12 protein-coding genes, 1 tRNA gene and 1 pseudogene are annotated in these 17,615 nt (G+C 62.8%); 10 read left to right on the top strand and 4 right to left on the bottom strand.

The window, feature by feature from the left end; all coding sequences use genetic code 11:
• Positions 1–145: 145 nt before the first annotated feature.
• A complete protein-coding gene (gene egtD / locus AC1VVG_RS00200) occupies positions 146–1,159 on the bottom strand; it encodes an L-histidine N(alpha)-methyltransferase (protein WP_059559519.1) in 1,014 nt (337 codons plus the stop codon).
• The gene (egtB, locus tag AC1VVG_RS00195) at positions 1,143–2,366 is read right to left on the bottom strand and encodes an ergothioneine biosynthesis protein EgtB (protein WP_069705832.1); all 1,224 of its coding nucleotides are present in this window, start codon (positions 2,364–2,366) and stop codon (positions 1,143–1,145) included. The genes egtD and egtB overlap by 17 nt, the downstream gene beginning before the upstream one ends.
• A gap of 522 nt (positions 2,367–2,888) precedes the next feature.
• Here egtB and AC1VVG_RS00190 point away from each other — a divergent pair.
• Positions 2,889–3,365, top strand: a complete 477-nt coding sequence (locus tag AC1VVG_RS00190) for a carboxymuconolactone decarboxylase family protein (RefSeq protein ID WP_482835074.1) — start codon at positions 2,889–2,891, stop codon at positions 3,363–3,365.
• On the top strand, positions 3,365–4,246 hold the full coding sequence (locus AC1VVG_RS00185) for a sigma-70 family RNA polymerase sigma factor (protein ID WP_482835073.1): 882 nt from the start codon (positions 3,365–3,367) through the stop codon (positions 4,244–4,246). The genes AC1VVG_RS00190 and AC1VVG_RS00185 overlap by 1 nt, the downstream gene beginning before the upstream one ends.
• A gap of 95 nt (positions 4,247–4,341) precedes the next feature.
• Here the strand turns inward: AC1VVG_RS00185 and AC1VVG_RS00180 are convergent, their stop codons facing one another.
• Together AC1VVG_RS00180 and AC1VVG_RS00175 are read right to left on the bottom strand one after the other, a co-directional pair.
• Positions 4,342–4,848, bottom strand: a complete 507-nt coding sequence (locus AC1VVG_RS00180) for a DUF2628 domain-containing protein (protein WP_482835072.1) — start codon at positions 4,846–4,848, stop codon at positions 4,342–4,344.
• Positions 4,849–5,154: 306 nt separating this feature from the next.
• Positions 5,155–5,231 (bottom strand) — tRNA-Val (locus AC1VVG_RS00175).
• 596 nt (positions 5,232–5,827) lie between these two features.
• Between AC1VVG_RS00175 and AC1VVG_RS00170 the strand changes: the two genes are divergently transcribed.
• The 8 genes and pseudogenes from AC1VVG_RS00170 to AC1VVG_RS00135 all read left to right on the top strand — a co-directional run bounded on the left by AC1VVG_RS00170 (position 5,828) and on the right by AC1VVG_RS00135 (position 17,316).
• Positions 5,828–6,085: an Imm74 family immunity protein gene (locus AC1VVG_RS00170; RefSeq protein ID WP_482835070.1), complete on the top strand. Its 258-nt coding sequence runs from the start codon at positions 5,828–5,830 to the stop codon at positions 6,083–6,085.
• Between the two features lie 396 nt (positions 6,086–6,481).
• Positions 6,482–6,838 (top strand): annotated as a pseudogene (locus AC1VVG_RS00165) (contractile injection system protein, VgrG/Pvc8 family); the annotation flags it as partial.
• A 68-nt stretch (positions 6,839–6,906) separates the two neighbouring features.
• Positions 6,907–7,383 (top strand): IS66-like element accessory protein TnpA, encoded by a 477-nt coding sequence (gene tnpA / locus AC1VVG_RS00160; RefSeq protein ID WP_038785670.1) that lies wholly within the window; start codon positions 6,907–6,909, stop codon positions 7,381–7,383.
• The gene (gene tnpB, locus AC1VVG_RS00155) at positions 7,359–7,709 is read left to right on the top strand and encodes an IS66 family insertion sequence element accessory protein TnpB (RefSeq protein WP_011885804.1); all 351 of its coding nucleotides are present in this window, start codon (positions 7,359–7,361) and stop codon (positions 7,707–7,709) included. The genes tnpA and tnpB overlap by 25 nt, the downstream gene beginning before the upstream one ends.
• 31 nt (positions 7,710–7,740) lie before the next feature.
• The gene (tnpC, locus tag AC1VVG_RS00150) at positions 7,741–9,306 is read left to right on the top strand and encodes an IS66 family transposase (protein WP_482835069.1); all 1,566 of its coding nucleotides are present in this window, start codon (positions 7,741–7,743) and stop codon (positions 9,304–9,306) included.
• On the top strand, positions 9,216–12,158 hold the full coding sequence (locus AC1VVG_RS00145) for a type VI secretion system Vgr family protein (RefSeq protein WP_482835879.1): 2,943 nt from the start codon (positions 9,216–9,218) through the stop codon (positions 12,156–12,158). Before tnpC ends, AC1VVG_RS00145 begins: the two co-directional genes overlap by 91 nt.
• A 50-nt stretch (positions 12,159–12,208) precedes the next feature.
• The gene (locus tag AC1VVG_RS00140; protein ID WP_482835068.1) at positions 12,209–16,954 is read left to right on the top strand and encodes an RHS repeat-associated core domain-containing protein; all 4,746 of its coding nucleotides are present in this window, start codon (positions 12,209–12,211) and stop codon (positions 16,952–16,954) included.
• Positions 16,951–17,316, top strand: coding sequence for a hypothetical protein (locus AC1VVG_RS00135; protein WP_482835066.1), 366 nt, complete (start codon positions 16,951–16,953; stop codon positions 17,314–17,316). The genes AC1VVG_RS00140 and AC1VVG_RS00135 overlap by 4 nt, the downstream gene beginning before the upstream one ends.
• The last annotated feature ends 299 nt before the right edge of the window (positions 17,317–17,615 follow it).

Here is a 17,615-nt window from a genome sequence, read left to right as displayed (position 1 = left end):
CACTCGAAACACCGGTGCGACGGTGCATCGCACCGGTAAAAAGGGCGTTTCGGCACGAAACCGGGCGATTCGATCGGGCCGGCCGGCGTGCGCGGGATGCGAACCGCCCGCACCGCGCGGCGCGAGCGGTTCGCCAACGCGCGGGTCAAGCGCGGATGTCGTCGACGCTGCGCAGCCAGTGCACGCTGAACAGGTTGTCCGCGTCGGTCCACACGGTATCGGGCTCGAACCCGGCGCGGCGCGCGATCGCCTGGAAGCCGTCGATCGTGAACTTGTGCGAGTTCTCCGTATGGATGCGCTCGCCGGCTTCGAAGCGGAACGCATGGCCGCGCACGTGCACGGTTTGCGCGACGTCGCTGACGAGATGCATCTCGATGCGCTGCCGATCGCGGTCGTAGAACGCGCAATGCGAGAACGCAGCGATGTCGAAGTCCGCGCCGAGCTCCGCGTTCGCGCGCACCAGCAGGTTCAGGTTGAACTGCGCGGTCACGCCCTGCGCATCGTTGTACGCGTCGTGCAGCGTGCGCTCGTCCTTCACGAGATCGACGCCGACCAGCAGGCCGCCACCGCGCAGCAGCCGCGCGGCATCGCGCAGGAACGCGTCGGCTTCTTCCCGCGAGAAATTGCCGATCGTCGAGCCGGGAAAGAAACCGATGCGCCGCGCCGGTGTCGCGGTCAGCGCGGCCAGTTGCTCGGCCTTCGTATAGTCGGCCGCGAGCGGCGCGACGTCGAGCCACGGATAGGCCGACCGCAGTCGCGCGGCCGCGCCGTGCAGGTAGTCCGCCGAGATGTCGACCGGCACATAGCGTGCCGGCGCGTTCGCATAGTTGCCCGCGAATGCGTCGAGCAGCACGCGGATCTTCTCGAGCGAGCCGGCGCCGAATTCGACGAGTTCCGCATGCGGGCCGACGCGCCGCACGATCTCGGCCGCGCGATCGCGCAGGATGCCGAGCTCGGTGCGCGTCGGGTAATACTCCGGCAGTTCGCAGATGCGGTCGAACAGCGCGGAGCCGGCCGCATCGTAGAAGTATTTCGGCGAAATGCTGCGCGGCGTGCGCGACAGTCCGTCGATCAGGTCGCGCTCGAACGCGCTCGGCCGCGCATCGCGGGCGGGTTGCTGGCCACCGCTCGTGGCCGTCTGCTCAGACGTCTCGCGCAAGTCGCACTCCCGTGAATTGCCAGCGTGCCGCCGGCGGAAAGAAATTGCGGTACGTCGGCCGTTCGTGCCCGGGCGGCGTCGCGATGCTGCTGCCGCGCAGGACCTGCTGGCCGACCATGAACTTGCCGTTGTATTCGGCCGCGACACCCGCGAGCGGCCGAAAGCCCGGATACGGCTCGTAGGACGAGCGCGTCCACTGCCATACGTGCCCGAGCATCTGCCGGATACCTTCGGCGGCAAACGCGGTTTCCCATTCGAATTCGGTCGGCAGCCGCGCGCCGGCCCATTCCGCATACGCGGCCGCTTCGTAGAAGCTCACGTGGCACACCGGCGCGTCCGGCGCGAGCGGCTCGACGCCGTGCAGGCCGAACGTGCGCCGCACGCGCGTGGCGGCCGCATCGTCGTCGTCGGGCATCCAGTACGCGGGTCCTTGCCACCCTTCCCGCTGCACCGTCGCCCAGCCATCGGACAGCCAGAACTCGGGGCGTGTGTAACCGCCATCGGCGACGAACGCCGCGAACTCCGCATTCGTCACGAGACGGTTCGCGATTTCGTACGGCCGCACGAGCGCCGTGTGGCGCGGCCGTTCGTTGTCGAACGAGAACGCGTCGCCGTCGTGGCCGATCTCGACGAGCCCGCCCGGCTGATGCAGCCAGCGCAGCGCGCCGGCGTCGCCGGTCGCCATCGCATCGCCGTCCATCCCGTTGCGCGGCCGGAACGCCGGCTTCAGCGGGTTGCACGAGAACGCATGCAGCATGTCGGTGACGATCAGTTCCTGGTGCTGCTGCTCGTGATGCAGGCCGAGCACGACCTCGGGCGCGATCTCGTCGAGCAGCGCCGCATCGGCGCCGGCCAGCGCGCGCAGCATCGCGTCGTCGACGTATTGCCGGTACGCGTGCACCTCGTCGAGCGACGGGCGCGTGAGCAACCCGCGCTGCGGCCGCGGATGGCGCGGGCCGAGCGCTTCGTAATAGGAATTGAAGAGGAACTGGAACGCGTCGTCGAACGGCGCGTAGCCGGGCACGCGGCGCATCAGCACGACGGTTTCGAAGAACCAGGTCGTATGCGCGAGATGCCATTTCGTCGGACTCGCGTCGGGCATCGACTGCACGGCCTGGTCTTCGGCGGACAGCGTCGCGGTCAGCGCGACGCTATGGGAGCGCACGTCCTGGTAACGGCGCTGAAGCTGCGAGGCAAGAAGGCTCATCGGTTTACCGTCCACGGCGCGATGCGCTGCGTTGCGTTGCCGGAAAAAGGAAAGCCTTGCGCATGATGCGCGCGGCTGACGTGCGACCTGCTGCGTCGTCGGGCAGCCGGCGCGCGCGCCGGGCCGCGGATGCGGCGTCACTTCATCTGCCCGTGCAGAACAGTATGGTCCAGAAATGTGAATGCTGCGAATCGGGATGCCGATGAAACGCGACAGAAAGACAAATGAAAGCATCGGGTGCGCATGTGCCGGATGCGTGACGACGCGGGGATGCCCGCCCGGGCGGGCTTTGCCGGATGCCAGCCTGCGCGGCGTGCTACTGACGGCCCATGACAGCCGCGTGGCGTGCGAGTTTGTCTGACGAACGCCGTCGTGTACGGTCATCGGCACGGTGTTGAATCGCTCGGCCCTTCGCTTGCGATCTCCATCCGTGCGTGATTCGAAAAATTTTCTGCGTCGATGTCACACGCGCGGAGGCTCGCTCGTCATGTCACCGGAACCCACACGAAAGGAGAAGGAACCATGACTGCGAAACTCAATCCGTTTGCCGCCGCCCCCGCGCTGATGAAGAACTGGATGGCCGTATCGGTCGCCGCTGCGGGGAGCCTCGAGCCGACGCTGATCGAGCTCGTCAAGATCCGCGCGTCGCAGATCAACGCGTGTGCGAACTGCATTAACATGCACACCGCCGAGGCGCGCGAGCACGGCGAGACCGAGCAACGCATCTACCTGCTTGCCGCGTGGCGCGAAGCACCCTGCTATACCGACCGCGAACGCGCGGCGCTCGGCTGGACCGAGGCGCTCACGCGGCTGTCGGAGGGCCACGCCGCGCATGAAGCGGCCTATGCTGCGCTGAACGATCATTTCAGCCAGGAGGAACAGGTGAAACTCACGCTGATGATCAACGTGATCAACGGCTGGAACCGGCTCGCCGTCGGCTTCGGGCTGTGGATCGAGCCGGCCGATGCAAAGGCCGCCGCCGCGAAGATGGCGGCCTGATGACGGACCACGCCCCGGCCAGGGGCTGCGCCGAAGCACGGGCCGATGCGGCGGCGAGCTTCGACCCGCTGCGCCGCACGCTGATCCGCGTTGCGTACCGGATGCTGGGTTCCGTCGCGGATGCCGAGGACGTGGTGCAGGACGCGTTCATCCGCTGGATGGATGTCGACCGTACCGAGGTGCGCGTGCCCGAGGCGTTCCTGCGCCGCATGGTGATGCGCATGTGCCTCGACCAGCTGAAGTCCGCGCGGCATCAGCGCGAGACTTACATCGGCCCGTGGCTGCCCGAGCCGGTCATCGAGGAAGACGAACAGGACGACGTCACGCTGCCGCTGCTGCTCGCGCTCGAACGGCTGTCGCCGCTCGAACGCGCGGCGTTCCTGCTGCACGACGTGTTCGGTCTTGAGTTCGACGAAGTGGCGACGACGATCCAGCGCGACGCGGCCGCGTGCCGGCAACTTGCCGCGCGGGCGCGAACGCACGTGCGCGAGGCGCGGCCGCGGTTTCATGTCGAGAAGCAGCGCGGGATCGAGCTGGCCGAGGCGTTCTTCGCGGCGTCGCGCAGCGGCGACATGCGTGCGCTCGTCGCGATGCTCGCCGAGGACGTGAGCCTGCACTCCGACGGCGGCGGCAAGCGCACGGCAGCCGGCAAGCCGGTGTTCGGCTTCGAACTCGTGATGAAGGTGCACGCGTACCTGGCGGAGCTATTCGCGACGCATGCGTCGAAGCTCGTGCGGGCCGGGTTCATCAACGGGCTGCCGGGATTTGTCACGCTGGAAGCGGATGGCGAGCTGCAGACCACCGCGCTGGAGATCGACGACGGCAAGATCGTCGCGATCTATGTCGTGCGGAATCCTGACAAATTGAAGCATCTGCACTGAAGGTGACGCGAGCCGGCACCGCATGCCACGCGGATGCATGGCGACGGCGCCGTCCGCCCTCTTCTTTCTGCTTCACCGATCGCCGGCTACAGCAATCAGTACATCGCGCCTACGGTGGTGAACATCAGTACGCCGAGCAGCGGCGTCGCGACGGCGAAACCGGCCGCCGCCAGCCAGTTCGTGCCACCTTGCGCTTCGAGCAGCGTGAGCAACGATTCGCGGGATGTCGCGCTGGGGCGCAGTTTTTCGATCCTGCGTTCGACGTGCCGCTTGTAGAGGCTGTTCCCGCACCAGCCGAGCGAGACCGCGATCGCAATCGTGACCGGGTCGAGCATGCTCGATTCGAAGTAGTTCGGAAAGTACAGCAGCTCGACCAGCGTGATGCCGAGCGTGGCGGCAAGCACGGTGGCCGCCTGCCAGTACATGCATCGATACGCCATCCAGACCGGGCCGAGGAAGCACGCGGCCCAGTTCCATGACTGCCGGCTCTTGCGCGCTTCGGCGATCGCCCATTTGCGCTCGAACCAGGCGGCATTCTTGCCGACGTAAGCGGCGATTTCGTCGTTGCTTGCGGACGATCCGGCGGTCGTGACCTCGGACATGGTCGTGTGCTCTCAGTCGCGCGGAGCGCGCGTGGTTGTTCTGATGCGGTGGAAATCGGGCGATGGGCGAAGCCGCCACGTCGATGCGCAGACGATTCTACGCGCCGTACAGCGACCGTTGCATGGCAGGTCGGGACGCCGGAGAGAATGTGATGCCGCGATTCGCGCAACGCATCGGGGCTTCATGCGTTGTTTCGGACCGGAAAAGAAAAACGCCACGCGATGTTGCCGCGTGGCGTTTGTATGTTTGGCGAGCCGCGTTGCCTGTAGGCAAGTTGTGCTGCCGGACCCCTTCATTTTGTTCGTTGGTAGGCTCGATTGGATTCGAACCAACGACCCCCACCATGTCAAGGTGGTGCTCTAACCAACTGAGCTACGAGCCTAAGAAGCCGCGAATTATAGAGAGGGTTTTTGAGGAGCACAAGCCCCTTCGTGAAAATTTTTTGAAACGGCGCGTGTGGACGCTGACGATCGATGGTGCCTGGCGATGCCGGGAACGTTGGCTTCACGTGCTCGCGTCACAGCAAAACGCGTCGATGCGCTGTGGTGTTATCCACATTGCCCTCTGGATAACCGTCCGGCAAGCCTCTGGATTCACAGTGGAACGATTGAGGATAGGTCGGCGAAGCGGCGAATCGACGAAAAGTTGTTCTGTGCTGCCGGGCGCTGTTCACGTCGCTCGCCCAGGGTTATGCATTTCGCCTCATGTTGAAAATTCAGTGCGTTACGGAGGTTATCCACTGTGGGCCACAGGACTTGTTAACTATCACTACGTATATATACGAACCCTGTTAACACCTTTGGATAAGCACAGTCCGTCGACTGTGATCTGCTCGGGATATGCACTGCGTGCAGCGAGCAGAGGAACGAAGCGGGAAGCTGTGAAGCGCTTGGGTGATACGTGAGCCGTCACATTTGTAGAATCGCTGGCATCCAGGGGAAGCCGTTCGTTGATGACTGAACCGCACGAGGTACAGTGATGACGTACAAAGTACTGATGGTCTCGCGCGGAGCGATCGATTTATCCGATGGCGTGCACGTCGTCCGCGTATTTGGCGAAGCGCTGCTGCCGACTGCGAACAACAGTCCTGCATTCGTCGTCTACGTCGACTCGATGAAGCACGTGGACCCAGGACATGATGAAAAGACGATCGATGCCGTCACACGCCAGGCCGTGATTTCAGCGATCACCGCGTATTTCTCGTCACGCCGGATGACAGTCGACTTCGAACCCTGATCGACGAAGGTGAAAACCGGCGCGATGAAATCGAAGAAAAAGCCGAGCAATGCGGGAGATGCTCACGCACCGGCTCGGTACGAGGATCCGGGCCGTGGCGCTCAGGCTCGATGACGATGCGGGTTTCCGGAAATAGTGGGAAGCGGGCGAGTTGGTTGGCAGGTGCTGTCTACGAGAGACATTGAAGCACAGCGGCAGCGACGACATGCTGGCGTGAACCGAACGATGCGACAACGGCAGGTGCGATCCGCATCATGGATCGTGTGGCGCGTGTTCTGGTCATGTTTCTTTTCTTGGTCCGACGATTAACCATAACGTCCTGATTAAACGGTAAAATCCCGCCCGACAGAGTCACAGACACCATCCGAGGGTGCTGAAATAAAAAAGGGCTGCATCATGAACATGCCGGACATCGGCGCCGCGCTTCGCGGCGGCTTGCTTCAGCAGGATCGTTTGCTCAAGTTGGACACCCCGCTGGGGGGCAACGCACTTGCCGTACAGCGCGCAGTCGGCCGATCGCAGATCGGCAGGGATTATTCGTTTACGCTCGACGTCGTATCGAGCAATGACAGCCTTGAACTCAAGAAGCTGATTGCTCAGCCTGCGACGCTCTGGATTCGGCTCGGGAACAGCGCATATCGGCCGGTCAGCGGCTACATCTACACCGCGCGCCGGCTTGGCGCGAACGGTGGGTTGACGACCTATCAGCTCGAGTTGCGCGCCTGGATGCACGGTAAGCGCTCTTTGAAGGACGCCATTGCACGGCGAGGCTGATTCACCGAGGCTACGTGTCCATGTTCAATGAGCGTGGACAGGTGTGCATGAACGAGCAAGACGGAGGTTTGCAGAGCCGGTTGGTGGTCGATCTCAAGCGAGACGGACGGCGCAAGTACGACGAGGATGCGAAGCGCGAGTTGATACAGGCGTGTCTGAAGCCAGGGGTGTCGATCGCGCGGACGGCTATGGAGCACGACATCAATCCGAACCTCGTTCGGACATGGATTTCCAAGTATCAGCGCGAACAAGCCGCGGGCGAGATAGTCAGCTCCGCGACGGAGTCGTCACGAGAGGCGCGCGTCGAGTTGTCTACGGCTTCCGTGCCTGAGGAATCAGCCTTTATGCAGGTCGTCACCTCTGCGGCTGCCCCCACTCCGGCTAAATCGGCTGCGGTGTTCTCGCTGAATGTGCGCCTGCCAAACGGCGTTTCCTTGGAGTTGAGCCAGGCGAACTTCGATGAACTGACGATGCTCGTCCAGATGCTCGGGAGGCTGCCGTGTTCCGGTTCGACGAAGGGCTGAAGGTCTACCTGCATCGCGATCCCGTCGACTTCCGCATGGGCATCAACGGGCTGTCGATCCTGGTCGAACAGGCGATGCGCCTGAACCCTATGACCTCGGCACTGTTCGTCTTCGGCAACCGCCGTCGCGATCGTATCAAGATTCTCGGCTGGGGTGGCAACGGCTTCTGGTTGCTGCTCAAGCGACTCGAAGCCGACCGCTTCGTCTGGCCGAACGGAGGCGACACGATCACGCTCAGCGCCGAGCAGTTGCACTGGCTGCTCGACGGCATCGACCTGGCCGTGATCCAGAAGCATCCCCAGCGATATTACGCGCGGATGAGCTGAACACCACGCGGGTGGCATGGTCTAATCGGCCATGCCGAACGACCCCGTCATGTTGAGCGCCGAGGAGTACGAGGCGCTGATTGCCGCGAGCGCCGAACGCGATGCGCTGCGCGGTGAGCTTCGGCTCGTGACGGCCCAGCGCGATCTGGCCGAAGAGAAGCTGCGGGCCTACAAGCACGAACTGTTCGGTGCATCGAGCGAGGCGCGCCATGCCGATCAACTCGACCTGTTCAACGAAGCCGAGGCACTTGCGACGGCCACCGACGCGCCTGCGCGCGAGGACGTGCCCGGTACGTCGGTCGCCGCCCACACGCGAGGCAAGCGCGGGCGCAAACCACTCGATCCGAATCTGCCGCGCGAAGTCGTACGACACGAACTGCCCGAGTCCGAACGATTCTGCGCGCACGACGGTCACGCTCTCGTCGAGATCGGCGTGGAAACGAGCGAACAGCTCGACGTGATTCCCGAGCAGGTGCGCGTCGTTCAGCACCAGCGCGTCAAGTACGCGTGCCCGTGCTGTGATCTCGGCATCAAGGTCACGCCGGTGCCAGCGCGTATCATTGCGCGCGGGCTGCTCACGGAATCCGCGCTGGCGTGGATCATCACCGGCAAGTACCAGTACGGTATGCCACTGTATCGCCAAGCCACGCTGCTGCGTCGCTTCGGCGGCGACATCTCGTCGAACACGCTGGCCGCCAGCGTGGTGCGGGTGGGGCTCGCCACGCAGCCGGTGATCAACCTGATGCGCGACGCGCTGCTCGAATCGAACTTGATCTACGGCGACGAAACCACGTTCCAGGTGCTGAAGGAGCCGGGACGAAGACCGCAGGCGAAGAGCTACCTATGGGCGCAGGTCAACGGCTCAGGGCCGCCGGTACGGATGTTCTCGTACTCGCCGGGGCGCGGCGCCCAGCATGCGCAGAAGCTCTATGCCGGCGTGCAGCCTGGCACCGTGCTGATGACTGACGGATACGAGCTCTACAACGGCATCGCCCACGATCATCAGCTCGTGCATCTCGGGTGCTGGGCACACGTGCGCCGCGGCTTCATCAAGGCCGAGGAGTCGGTGCCGAAGGCGGCACGTTCGTCGGATCTGCTGGCTACGCGCTTCGTCGTGCTGATCGGCAAGCTGTTCGCAGCCGAGGCGCGCAGCGCGAAGTGGAAGCCTGAACGCCGGCAACGACTGCGCGCCCGGTACAGCGCCCGCGTGCTCGCCATCATCGAGCGCATGCTGGTCGAGCATCTGCCGGGCGTCGTGCCGTCGAGTCTGCTCGGTAAGGCATTGCAGTACATGAGCGGACAGTGGCCCAAGCTGGTCCGATACGTCGATAACGGCAACTGGCCTATCTCGAACAACCTGTGCGAGAACGCGATCCGACCGTTCGTCGTCGGCCGCAAGGGCTGGCTGTTCTCCGATACCGTTGCCGGCGCGCAGGCCAGTGCCAACCTGTACTCCCTCGTCCAGACGTGCAAGGCGAACGGCGTCGAGCCGTATCGCTATCTGGTTTGGCTGTTCACCAGGTTGCCGCTCGCTGCAACCGCCGACGACTACGCCGATCTCATGCCTTGGAGAATGCCTGTCGCCCCCAACCTCTGAGGGGCGTCATTAAAAGACCGCATACGATGCACGTGCTCCGGTTTCGCCGGGACGAGAAGATCTGGATCGACAAGAACGTCGAGGAAATCATTTCCGACGTACTTGGCATGCATCCGGAAGCGCGCGGGCGGTTCCGCTTTGCCTTGTCACAGCCTTTGGCGAACCGTTCGTACACGCGACAGAGCGAGACGGACTGGAACTTCGTACATCGGTTGATGGAAGAGGAGGGGCTTTACTGCGCGTGGCAGCAAGCCGACGAAGGCAAGTCGCATACGCTCGTGATCACCGACAACCTGCAGGCGTTTGCGCCGCTGTCGCCGGAAATCGTGCGCTTCTACCGCGGCGGCACGGCGGGCGAAGCGGACGCGTTCACGCAATGGTCAGGCACACGCACGCTGCAGAGTGTGACGCTCACGACGCGCACATTCGATTACAAGAATCCTGCACAGCCGTCGAACCCGAAGGGCACGTCGTTGCCGACGATGGCCGGCCAGGGCGAGTTGCCGGATCAACTCGAAGTCTACGAGTACACCGGCGCTTATACGTATCTGGACCAGGCCCGTGGTGATCATCTTGCGAAGGTCAAGATGGAGGGATGGGAGTCGCAGGCAAAGCGCTTCCATGCCGCGGGCGGCGTGCGCGCGATCGATGCCGGTCGGCGCTTCACGCTGGCAGACCATCCCGAGCATGATCGTGATTCCGCCGATCAGCGCGAGTTTGCCGCAATCGAGGTCGCGTGGTGGATCGAGAACAACCTGCCCGTATCCGGTAGCGATTCGGATTTCCCGCACAGCTTGAAACGCTCGCTCGACCGGACGCGAGCACGTTACGAAAACACGCCTGGGCTTCAGGTATCACATGACGACGGATCGGTCGGTTTCTATCTGGTTGAGGTCGAGGCGCAGCGCGTGAGCGTGCCGTATCGCAGCCCGTTCGAGCACAAGAAGCCGGAGATGCACCTCGAAACGGCGATCGTCGTTGGGCCGCAGGGCGAGGAGGTCTATACCGACGAACTGAACCGGATCCGTGTGCAGTTCGTATGGGACCGGTTGAATCCGGCCAACGAGAACGCGTCGTGCTGGGTGCGCGTCGTGCAGTCCGATACGGGCGGCGGCTACGGCGGCGTGCACGTGCCGCGTATCGGCGAGGAAGTGCTGATCGATTACGTGGGCGGCGACTGCGACCGGCCGCTGGCCGTCGGGCGCGTGTACAACGGCGCGAACCAGCCGCAGTGGCACAGCGACGGGATCCTCTCCGGCTACCGGTCGAAGGAGTATTCGGGCGGCGGCTACAACCAGCTCGTGATGGACGACGCGACCGGGCAGAACCGCGTGCAGTTGATGAGCAGCAGCGCGAACAGCCTGCTGCACCTCGGTTACCTCATCGACCAGAACGGCAATTCGCGCGGGTCGTATCTCGGCAGCGGGTTCGACTTGCGCTCGGATGCGTACGGCGCGGTGCGGGCGAGCCAGGGCCTTTACGTGACGACGCACCCGAAGGCGCCGAACAGCCAGCCGCTCGACGTGAAGGAAGCGCAGCAGCAGCTCGTGACGGGTGAAAGCCTCGTCGAAGCGATGTCGGGTGTGAGCGAGCAGCATCAGGCGGAAAGCCTGAAGGACGCGCAGGACACGATGCGCGCGTTCACCGACGCGACGCAGGACAGCAAGTCGGGCAGCGCATCCGGCGGGCGCACGGCAGGCGGCGGCACGGGTAACGCGAACGCGTTCAAGGAACCGGTGATGCTGTTCGGCAGCCCGTCGGGAATCGGGATGTCGACGCAGCAGTCGGTGCATGTCGTCGCGAACGATCATGTGAACGTGGCGAGCGGGCAGAGCGTGCATGTCGCGGCGGGCAAGTCGCTGATCGGGAGCATCGGGCAGAAGCTGAGCCTGTTCGTACAGAACGCGGGGATGAAGCTGTTCGCGGGCAAGGGCAAGGTGGAGATCCAGGCGCAGTCGGACAACATCGAGGTGACCGCGCAGAAGGCGGTGAAGGTCGTGTCGGCGACGGATCGCATCGAGATCGCGGCCGATCAGGGGATTCTGCTGACGAGTGGCGGGGCATACATCCGGATCAAGGATGGCAATGTCGAGGTCCATGCGCCCGGAAAGATCGACGTGAAGGGGGCGTCTCATACGTTCGCGGGTCCGGCGAGCATGGGGTATCCGTTGCCGAGCCCGCGGCCGGATCAGCCGGGGCAGCTGGAGTTGCTGCATCAGTACGCCAACGGCGAGGGTTTCAAGGGCGGCAAGTTCACGGTGCTGGACGCCAGCGGCGGCGTGTTGCGGGAAGGCGCGCTTGATGCGAAGGGACATACGATCGTGAGCGGCTTGCCGGCCGGCGCTGTGCAGGTCCAGTTCGGCGAGGATCCGCGCAATCAGTACGATCCGTCGAGCGTATTCAAGACGGCGCAATGGCCAGCGAAACCGATGCAGGGAGCGGATCCGACCGCGACGGCGATGTCTCAACTCGGCGGTCTGCTGCCGCCCGGGGCACTACCGGCTGCGACGAAGTTGGCGGCTATCGCGGGGCAGGCCGCGCAAGGTGGTATCGGGAAGGCGTTGAGCGGACAGGCGATGGGGCTCGCGCAGGGGGCGCTCGCAAACGTGTTGCCGTCGGGCGCGATGGGTGCGGTGTCGGGGGCGACCCAACTGGCCGGCATGGCGGGGCAGGTTGCCCAGGGAGGTGTGGGTCAGGCGATGACCCTCGCCAAAGGTGCCCTTGGCAGTGCGTTGCCGTCTGGTGCCAGTGCGGCCCTTTCGCAGGCCAGCCAACTCGGCGCCGCAGCCCAGCAGGTCGGTGCGCTCGCCCAAGCCGCGCGCAGTGCTGTGCCTGCGCTGAAGGTTCTCTGAGTATCCGCTCGCGCAAGGCGCGACCCACCACTTTCGAATAAAGAACAATCATGACCGCTTCTTCGGGCGTCATTCTTCCCAAGCCGACCGAGGTCTACGTCGCGCCGTTGCTGCAGATCGAGACCATCGATGTAAAGGCTGGCGTCAAGGCTTGTGACCGATGGTTGCGTGCCATCAGCCACGACTTCATCACCATCGAGCGGCTCGAGATGGTTGCCAACGCGCTGCCGGTGGTGGCGAATATCATGGCAGCCGTCGATCTCGTGCTCGATATCAAGGACATGATCGAGCATGGACAGAGTGGCAAGCATCCCGATGTGTTCGATTATCTGAACCTCGGTCTGGACCTGATCGGCATCATCCCGATTCCGCCCGGTACTGCCGAATTCCGGATGGGTGTGCGTCCGGTGATGAAGCTCGTGCGGCAGAAGGTCGTCGAAAGCGGCAAGGCACTCGGTGAAGCGACATTGCAGGTCATGCAGACCGCACTGCTGCAGGCACTGATCGATAGTCTGAGCGAGCAGTTCGCCGGCCGTATTCAGAGTTTCGTCGATGGCGTGAAGAAGGAGCTGGACAACCTGCTCAAGACCTGCGCCGATTACATCGAGAAATTCATGATCGGCTTCGCGCGCCTGTTCGAGGAGGTGGCGGGCGAGAAGCAATTGAGTGTCGCGCACAATGTGCGGGCGGTTGGGCAGCATGCGGGCCAGGTTGCATCTGGCTTCGCGGCGCATGATGCACGCAAGACGTTTGCGGGGCTCGGTCATTTGATCGTCGACTTTGTGAAGATCGAAGCAAAGGAGCTCATCAACACGGGGACGCAAGCGGCGAAGGCGCTCGATCTAAAGTATCGCGAGCCGCTGCTGAACATGGCGAAGACGTTGCGCACCTTGGTGCCGGTGATCAAGGAAAAAATCCTTGCGCTCGGCGGCGTAGACGCGGGCAAGATCGGTTGGCTGATCAATCTGATCCAGGTCGCCATCGACAAGAAGCGCGACTTTTTGCATCGTCAGCGCAAACACCAGACCGGAATCAAGGAGCAAGGCAGCACGAAGGTGCACCGCCAGGAGGGTGAAGGGCAGAAGGAATCGGTCCGGCATACGGAAGAGGCGCAGCATCCGGGCCCGAACGACTGCAAGCTCGGATGTCCGGCGTCGACGCCCGCGGCGGCGACGAGACGTTCAGTCGGGTTTGCGCTGGGCGACGAACGGGTGACCCATCAGGATTTTGTCCTTCCCGGCGTGATGCCGATCATATGGAGCCGCACCTATCGGTCTTTCTTCGACGCAAATGACGTGCATGGCGAACTCGGCGCCCGATGGATCACATCATTGACGACGCGCATCGACATGCATGCATCGAAGCTCGTGTATCACGATGCGACCGGTCGCAGCATCGACTATCCGCTGCTTTCCCCGGGCGACGCGCACGATGATCGCGGCGAAGGATTGACCTTGTTGCGGCTGGACGAGTCGTGGATGACTGTCACTCGAGGCCACGAATTGCTTGAAGCATACGAGAAGCGTGGCGACGCGTTTCGTCTCGCATTCATCAAGGATCGCTCCGGCAATCAGCTGACACTCGACTACGATGCGCAGCAACACCTCTCTCGGATCATCGCGCCACAAGCGATTGTTGCGTTCGCATACGACGACAAGCATCGCATCGCCGAGGTGCTGCATCACGATGGCGAAGGAACACGGGTCGGCACGCTTGCGCGTTACGAATACAGCGAGGACAACGATCTCGTCGCAGCAACGGATCGCAACGGCAACCGCCGTGAATATGCGTACCGTCACCACCTAATTACGCGCTATACGGACCGCACCGGTCGTGGCACCAACCTTGAATGGAACGGAACCGGACCGAAGGCGAAATGTGTTCGCGAATACGCGGATGGTGGCAGCGACGAGACGCGCTTCGCGTGGCACCCCGACTTCCGGATGGTGAGCGTGACCGATGCGCTCGGCAACGTCACGCGACATTACTACGACCGCTACGGCTATCCGTTCAGAATCATCTATCCGGAAGGCAGCGAGGAGTGGATGTATCGCGATGTGCACCACAATCTCGTGCAGCATACGTATCCGGATGGCGGCAACGAGAAGATGGCGTACGATGCCCGCGGCAATATGGTGCGCCACCAGCGTGTCGATGGCAGCGTGATCGAGATGGAATATGACGAGAAGGATCAGATGATCCGTATTGTCGATCCGCAGGGGCATGCATGGAAACGCGGCTATGACGAAGCGGGGAACGTCGTGCTGGAGACGGACCCGCTCGGCCACGAGACGAAATACAGCTACAACGCGCAGGGGCTGCCGAGTGAAGTGACCGATGCGAAGGGCGGCACGACGGTCATGGCATACGATGAGGCTGGACGACTGACTGCGCATACCGATTGTTCGGGTAAGACGACGCAGTGGAAATATGATGCGCAAGGTCGTTTGGTCGAAGCCACGGATGCGATGGGTATCGCGACAGCGTTCGGCTATGGCGCAAACGGCTGGCTGAGTGAGGTGCGGACGCCAGCGGGCGTCGAACGCTTTCAATACGACGCCGAAGGGCGCCTGCTGAATTACACCGATCCAATGAACCGCACGACGCGCTACGGCTACGATGCGGCGGGTCGGTTGCATGTGCGCAGCGATGCCCTCGGCCACACGCTGAACTACGGCCACGATCGCCTCGGCCGGCTGGTCAGTCTGATCGATGCGAATCAGGCCAGCTATCGATTCACCTATGACCCCGTCGGCCGGCTGCTCGAAACGGTCGATTTTGACGGGATAGTGACGCGTTACGGCTTCGATGACGAAACGAGTCGCCTGTCGACCATCGACGTTGCGGGAAAGGTCACACGGGTCGAATACGATGGAGCAGGCCGGCTGACGCGCCGCGCAAGCGGCGATGCCGATGAGCGCTTTGCTTACGATGCGCTCGGTCGCCTGGCCGACGCGCAAAATGCATTCAGCCGGGTGCAGCATTTCTTCGATCCGGTCGGCAATCTGGTTCGCGAACATCATGCGTACGACTTGTCCGGCGTCAAGCGCAGCTACGTGTGGCATCACACATATGACGAGCTGGGCAACCGCAAGCGGACGATCCGACCGGATGGCCACGTGATCGACTGGTTGACCTACGGTTCCGGGCATGTCCATGGGATGCTGCTCGATGGCGACGAACGGATGCAGTTCGAGCGGGACGATCTACACCGTGAGGTCCGGCGTGTGCTACCGAGCAAACTGATCCAGAGCACGGATTACGATCCGGCGGGCCTGATCCGCAGCCAGACTCTCCGGCGCGAACATGCGCCTGCGCCGCTGAGCGGCAGACATTACCGTTACGATCTTGCGGGTCAGCTGACGCATGTCGAAGACAGTCGGCGCGGATTGAGCGATTACCGATACGATCCGATCGGACGATTGATCGAGTCGGTCGGGCCCGGAGGTACGGAGCGGTTTGCGTTCGATCCGGCGAGCAATGTGATCGACGCACGGAGTCCTGATCATCGTCAAGCGCGCACGCCGACGAGCCCGGTTCGGCCTGAAAGCACGTTGCCACCGCAGGTGTCGAAGGTGCTCGGCAACCTGCTTCGTGCGTATGCGGGCAAGCAACTCGAGTATGACCCGCAGGGTAACCTCGTCGAAACCCGAGCCGCGGGCAGCCTGCAGCGCTTCGAGTGGGACGGATTCAATCGACTGGCACGAGCCCTAACTGAAACCGAGGCACGCCGCAGCGAGGCACGTTATTTCTACGATGCGTTCGGGCGACGAATCGCGAAGGAAGTCGATGGTGTTGTGACGACGTATGGCTGGGAAGGCAACGCGCTTGCATACGAAAGCGGCGCCATGAGCAGTACGCATTACGTGTACGAGGCTGATTCGTTCGTGCCGCTCGCCCAGTATGTCGGCGCGGCGGTCGAGGGCGTGGAAACGCCGAGCCACGATGCCGCGATGCGTCATACGCCTGAGGAGGATCCACTGCGGCGAATTCCGGAACCGAAGTCGAAGGCAGGGGTGTACTACTACCACTGCGATCAGATCGGCACGCCGCAGTTGTTGACCGACGAGCTTGGGGACGTGGTGTGGGAGGCCAGCTACAGGGCTTGGGGTGACGCGCGAGAAGTCATCGAGCGCGTATCGCGTGCCACGGGCTTGACAGTGCGCAATCCGATCCGGTTCCAGGGGCAGCAGCTGGATGACGAGACCGGGCTTGCCTACAACCGGCATCGTTACTACGCTCCGGAGAGCGGGCGTTTCATTTCGAAGGATCCTGTCGGCTTGCAGGGCGGACTGAATACGTATCGGTACGGCCCCAATCCCACGGGCTGGATCGATCCGTTGGGCACGACCTGCAAGAAGTTCAGGTCCGGCCGGTTTGCGACGCCGGATGGTGCGGCAAAGGCCGCCTTGCTCAGATACAACGACAAGTCGATTCGCGACAACCTGGAATACGGCGGGCTCATCTATCGGACACCGGATGGTCGGTTCGACTATACGAAGGCGATCCGGGGGGATGGGGCCGCGGTTAATCCGTGGGATTCGCGTGCGCCCCAACCTCCGAATTGCGCACAAGAGGTCGGTTATTGGCACACGCACGGCGATCACACCGATCGGCGCGGGAATAGAACGACAAGGAGCAGGGACTCCTATGAAAGCAACCTTTTTTCAAATCAGGATAAGGCGGTGGCCGAGATGGGGCTGGGTGATGATCCCGACTACCGAGGGTACCTTGGCACACCAAGTGATGGCCATAAGGGCTACCATGCCGCCACGAAAACGGTCTATTCACTATGAAGCATATTGCCCTGCTTCTTCTATTGACGATTCCTGTACTTACCATGAGTAAAACAATTTTTGGTGATGCGGACAACGACCGCGTCACCCTCAATACCGCAACAACCATCGGGCTGCGCTCGGCCTATGCCGACTTCGAAAAGAGCGAGCAGGACATCAATAATTTCGAAGTGTCCATCTATGAACGAAAGGCATCCAACGGCGAAGGTGTCGATGGAAAGGACGTCATTGGCGTGTCGTTTACCGCAAAGTTCATCCCGGGAATGAAGGGCCTTGGCAACGCAAACCGGCTCGGGAAATCGATCAACTACGTCATCTCTCCAGAGAACGGGGTGATCCTTGGGATCTATCTGGCGAGGTAGGCGATCACGCAATCGGCTTTATACGGTCGACGATGGCCGGAACGCAGCGGAGTGCGTTTCTCGCGGCCGCATTGAAGGATGCGCAGGCGGCAGAGCTGAACGAGGCCAGCAAGTGGGCTGCCGCTGCAGAAGCAGCGCGGAAGCGCACCCGGTCATCAGCTTGCCTGTCGAATCGACGATCGCCTGCGGCGTTCTGGTCGCGAGTCGAGTTGAGCGTGGGTCGGCCAGCAGCACAAAGAGGGGCGGTCGTAGTTCGACATGGCTTTTCTTCGCCATCGATACGAGTTGCATTCGCGAGA

This window comes from Burkholderia sp. L-4 (genome assembly GCF_056856535.1).
Note: the sequence above shows the minus strand (reverse complement) of the source record. Positions and strands in the feature narration are given on the sequence as shown.

What these genes read in the sequence shown, in the direction of transcription:
- egtB (WP_069705832.1), bottom strand. Translation starts at nt 2,366, where the DNA reads ATGAGCCTTCTTGCCTCGCAGCTTCAGCGCCGTTACCAGGACGTGCGC.
- AC1VVG_RS00190 (WP_482835074.1), top strand. Translation starts at nt 2,889, where the DNA reads ATGACTGCGAAACTCAATCCGTTTGCCGCCGCCCCCGCGCTGATGAAG.
- AC1VVG_RS00185 (WP_482835073.1), top strand. Translation starts at nt 3,365, where the DNA reads ATGACGGACCACGCCCCGGCCAGGGGCTGCGCCGAAGCACGGGCCGAT.
- AC1VVG_RS00180 (WP_482835072.1), bottom strand. Translation starts at nt 4,848, where the DNA reads ATGTCCGAGGTCACGACCGCCGGATCGTCCGCAAGCAACGACGAAATC.
- AC1VVG_RS00170 (WP_482835070.1), top strand. Translation starts at nt 5,828, where the DNA reads ATGACGTACAAAGTACTGATGGTCTCGCGCGGAGCGATCGATTTATCC.
- tnpA (WP_038785670.1), top strand. Translation starts at nt 6,907, where the DNA reads ATGAACGAGCAAGACGGAGGTTTGCAGAGCCGGTTGGTGGTCGATCTC.
- tnpC (WP_482835069.1), top strand. Translation starts at nt 7,741, where the DNA reads ATGCCGAACGACCCCGTCATGTTGAGCGCCGAGGAGTACGAGGCGCTG.
- AC1VVG_RS00140 (WP_482835068.1), top strand. Translation starts at nt 12,209, where the DNA reads ATGACCGCTTCTTCGGGCGTCATTCTTCCCAAGCCGACCGAGGTCTAC.
- AC1VVG_RS00135 (WP_482835066.1), top strand. Translation starts at nt 16,951, where the DNA reads ATGAAGCATATTGCCCTGCTTCTTCTATTGACGATTCCTGTACTTACC.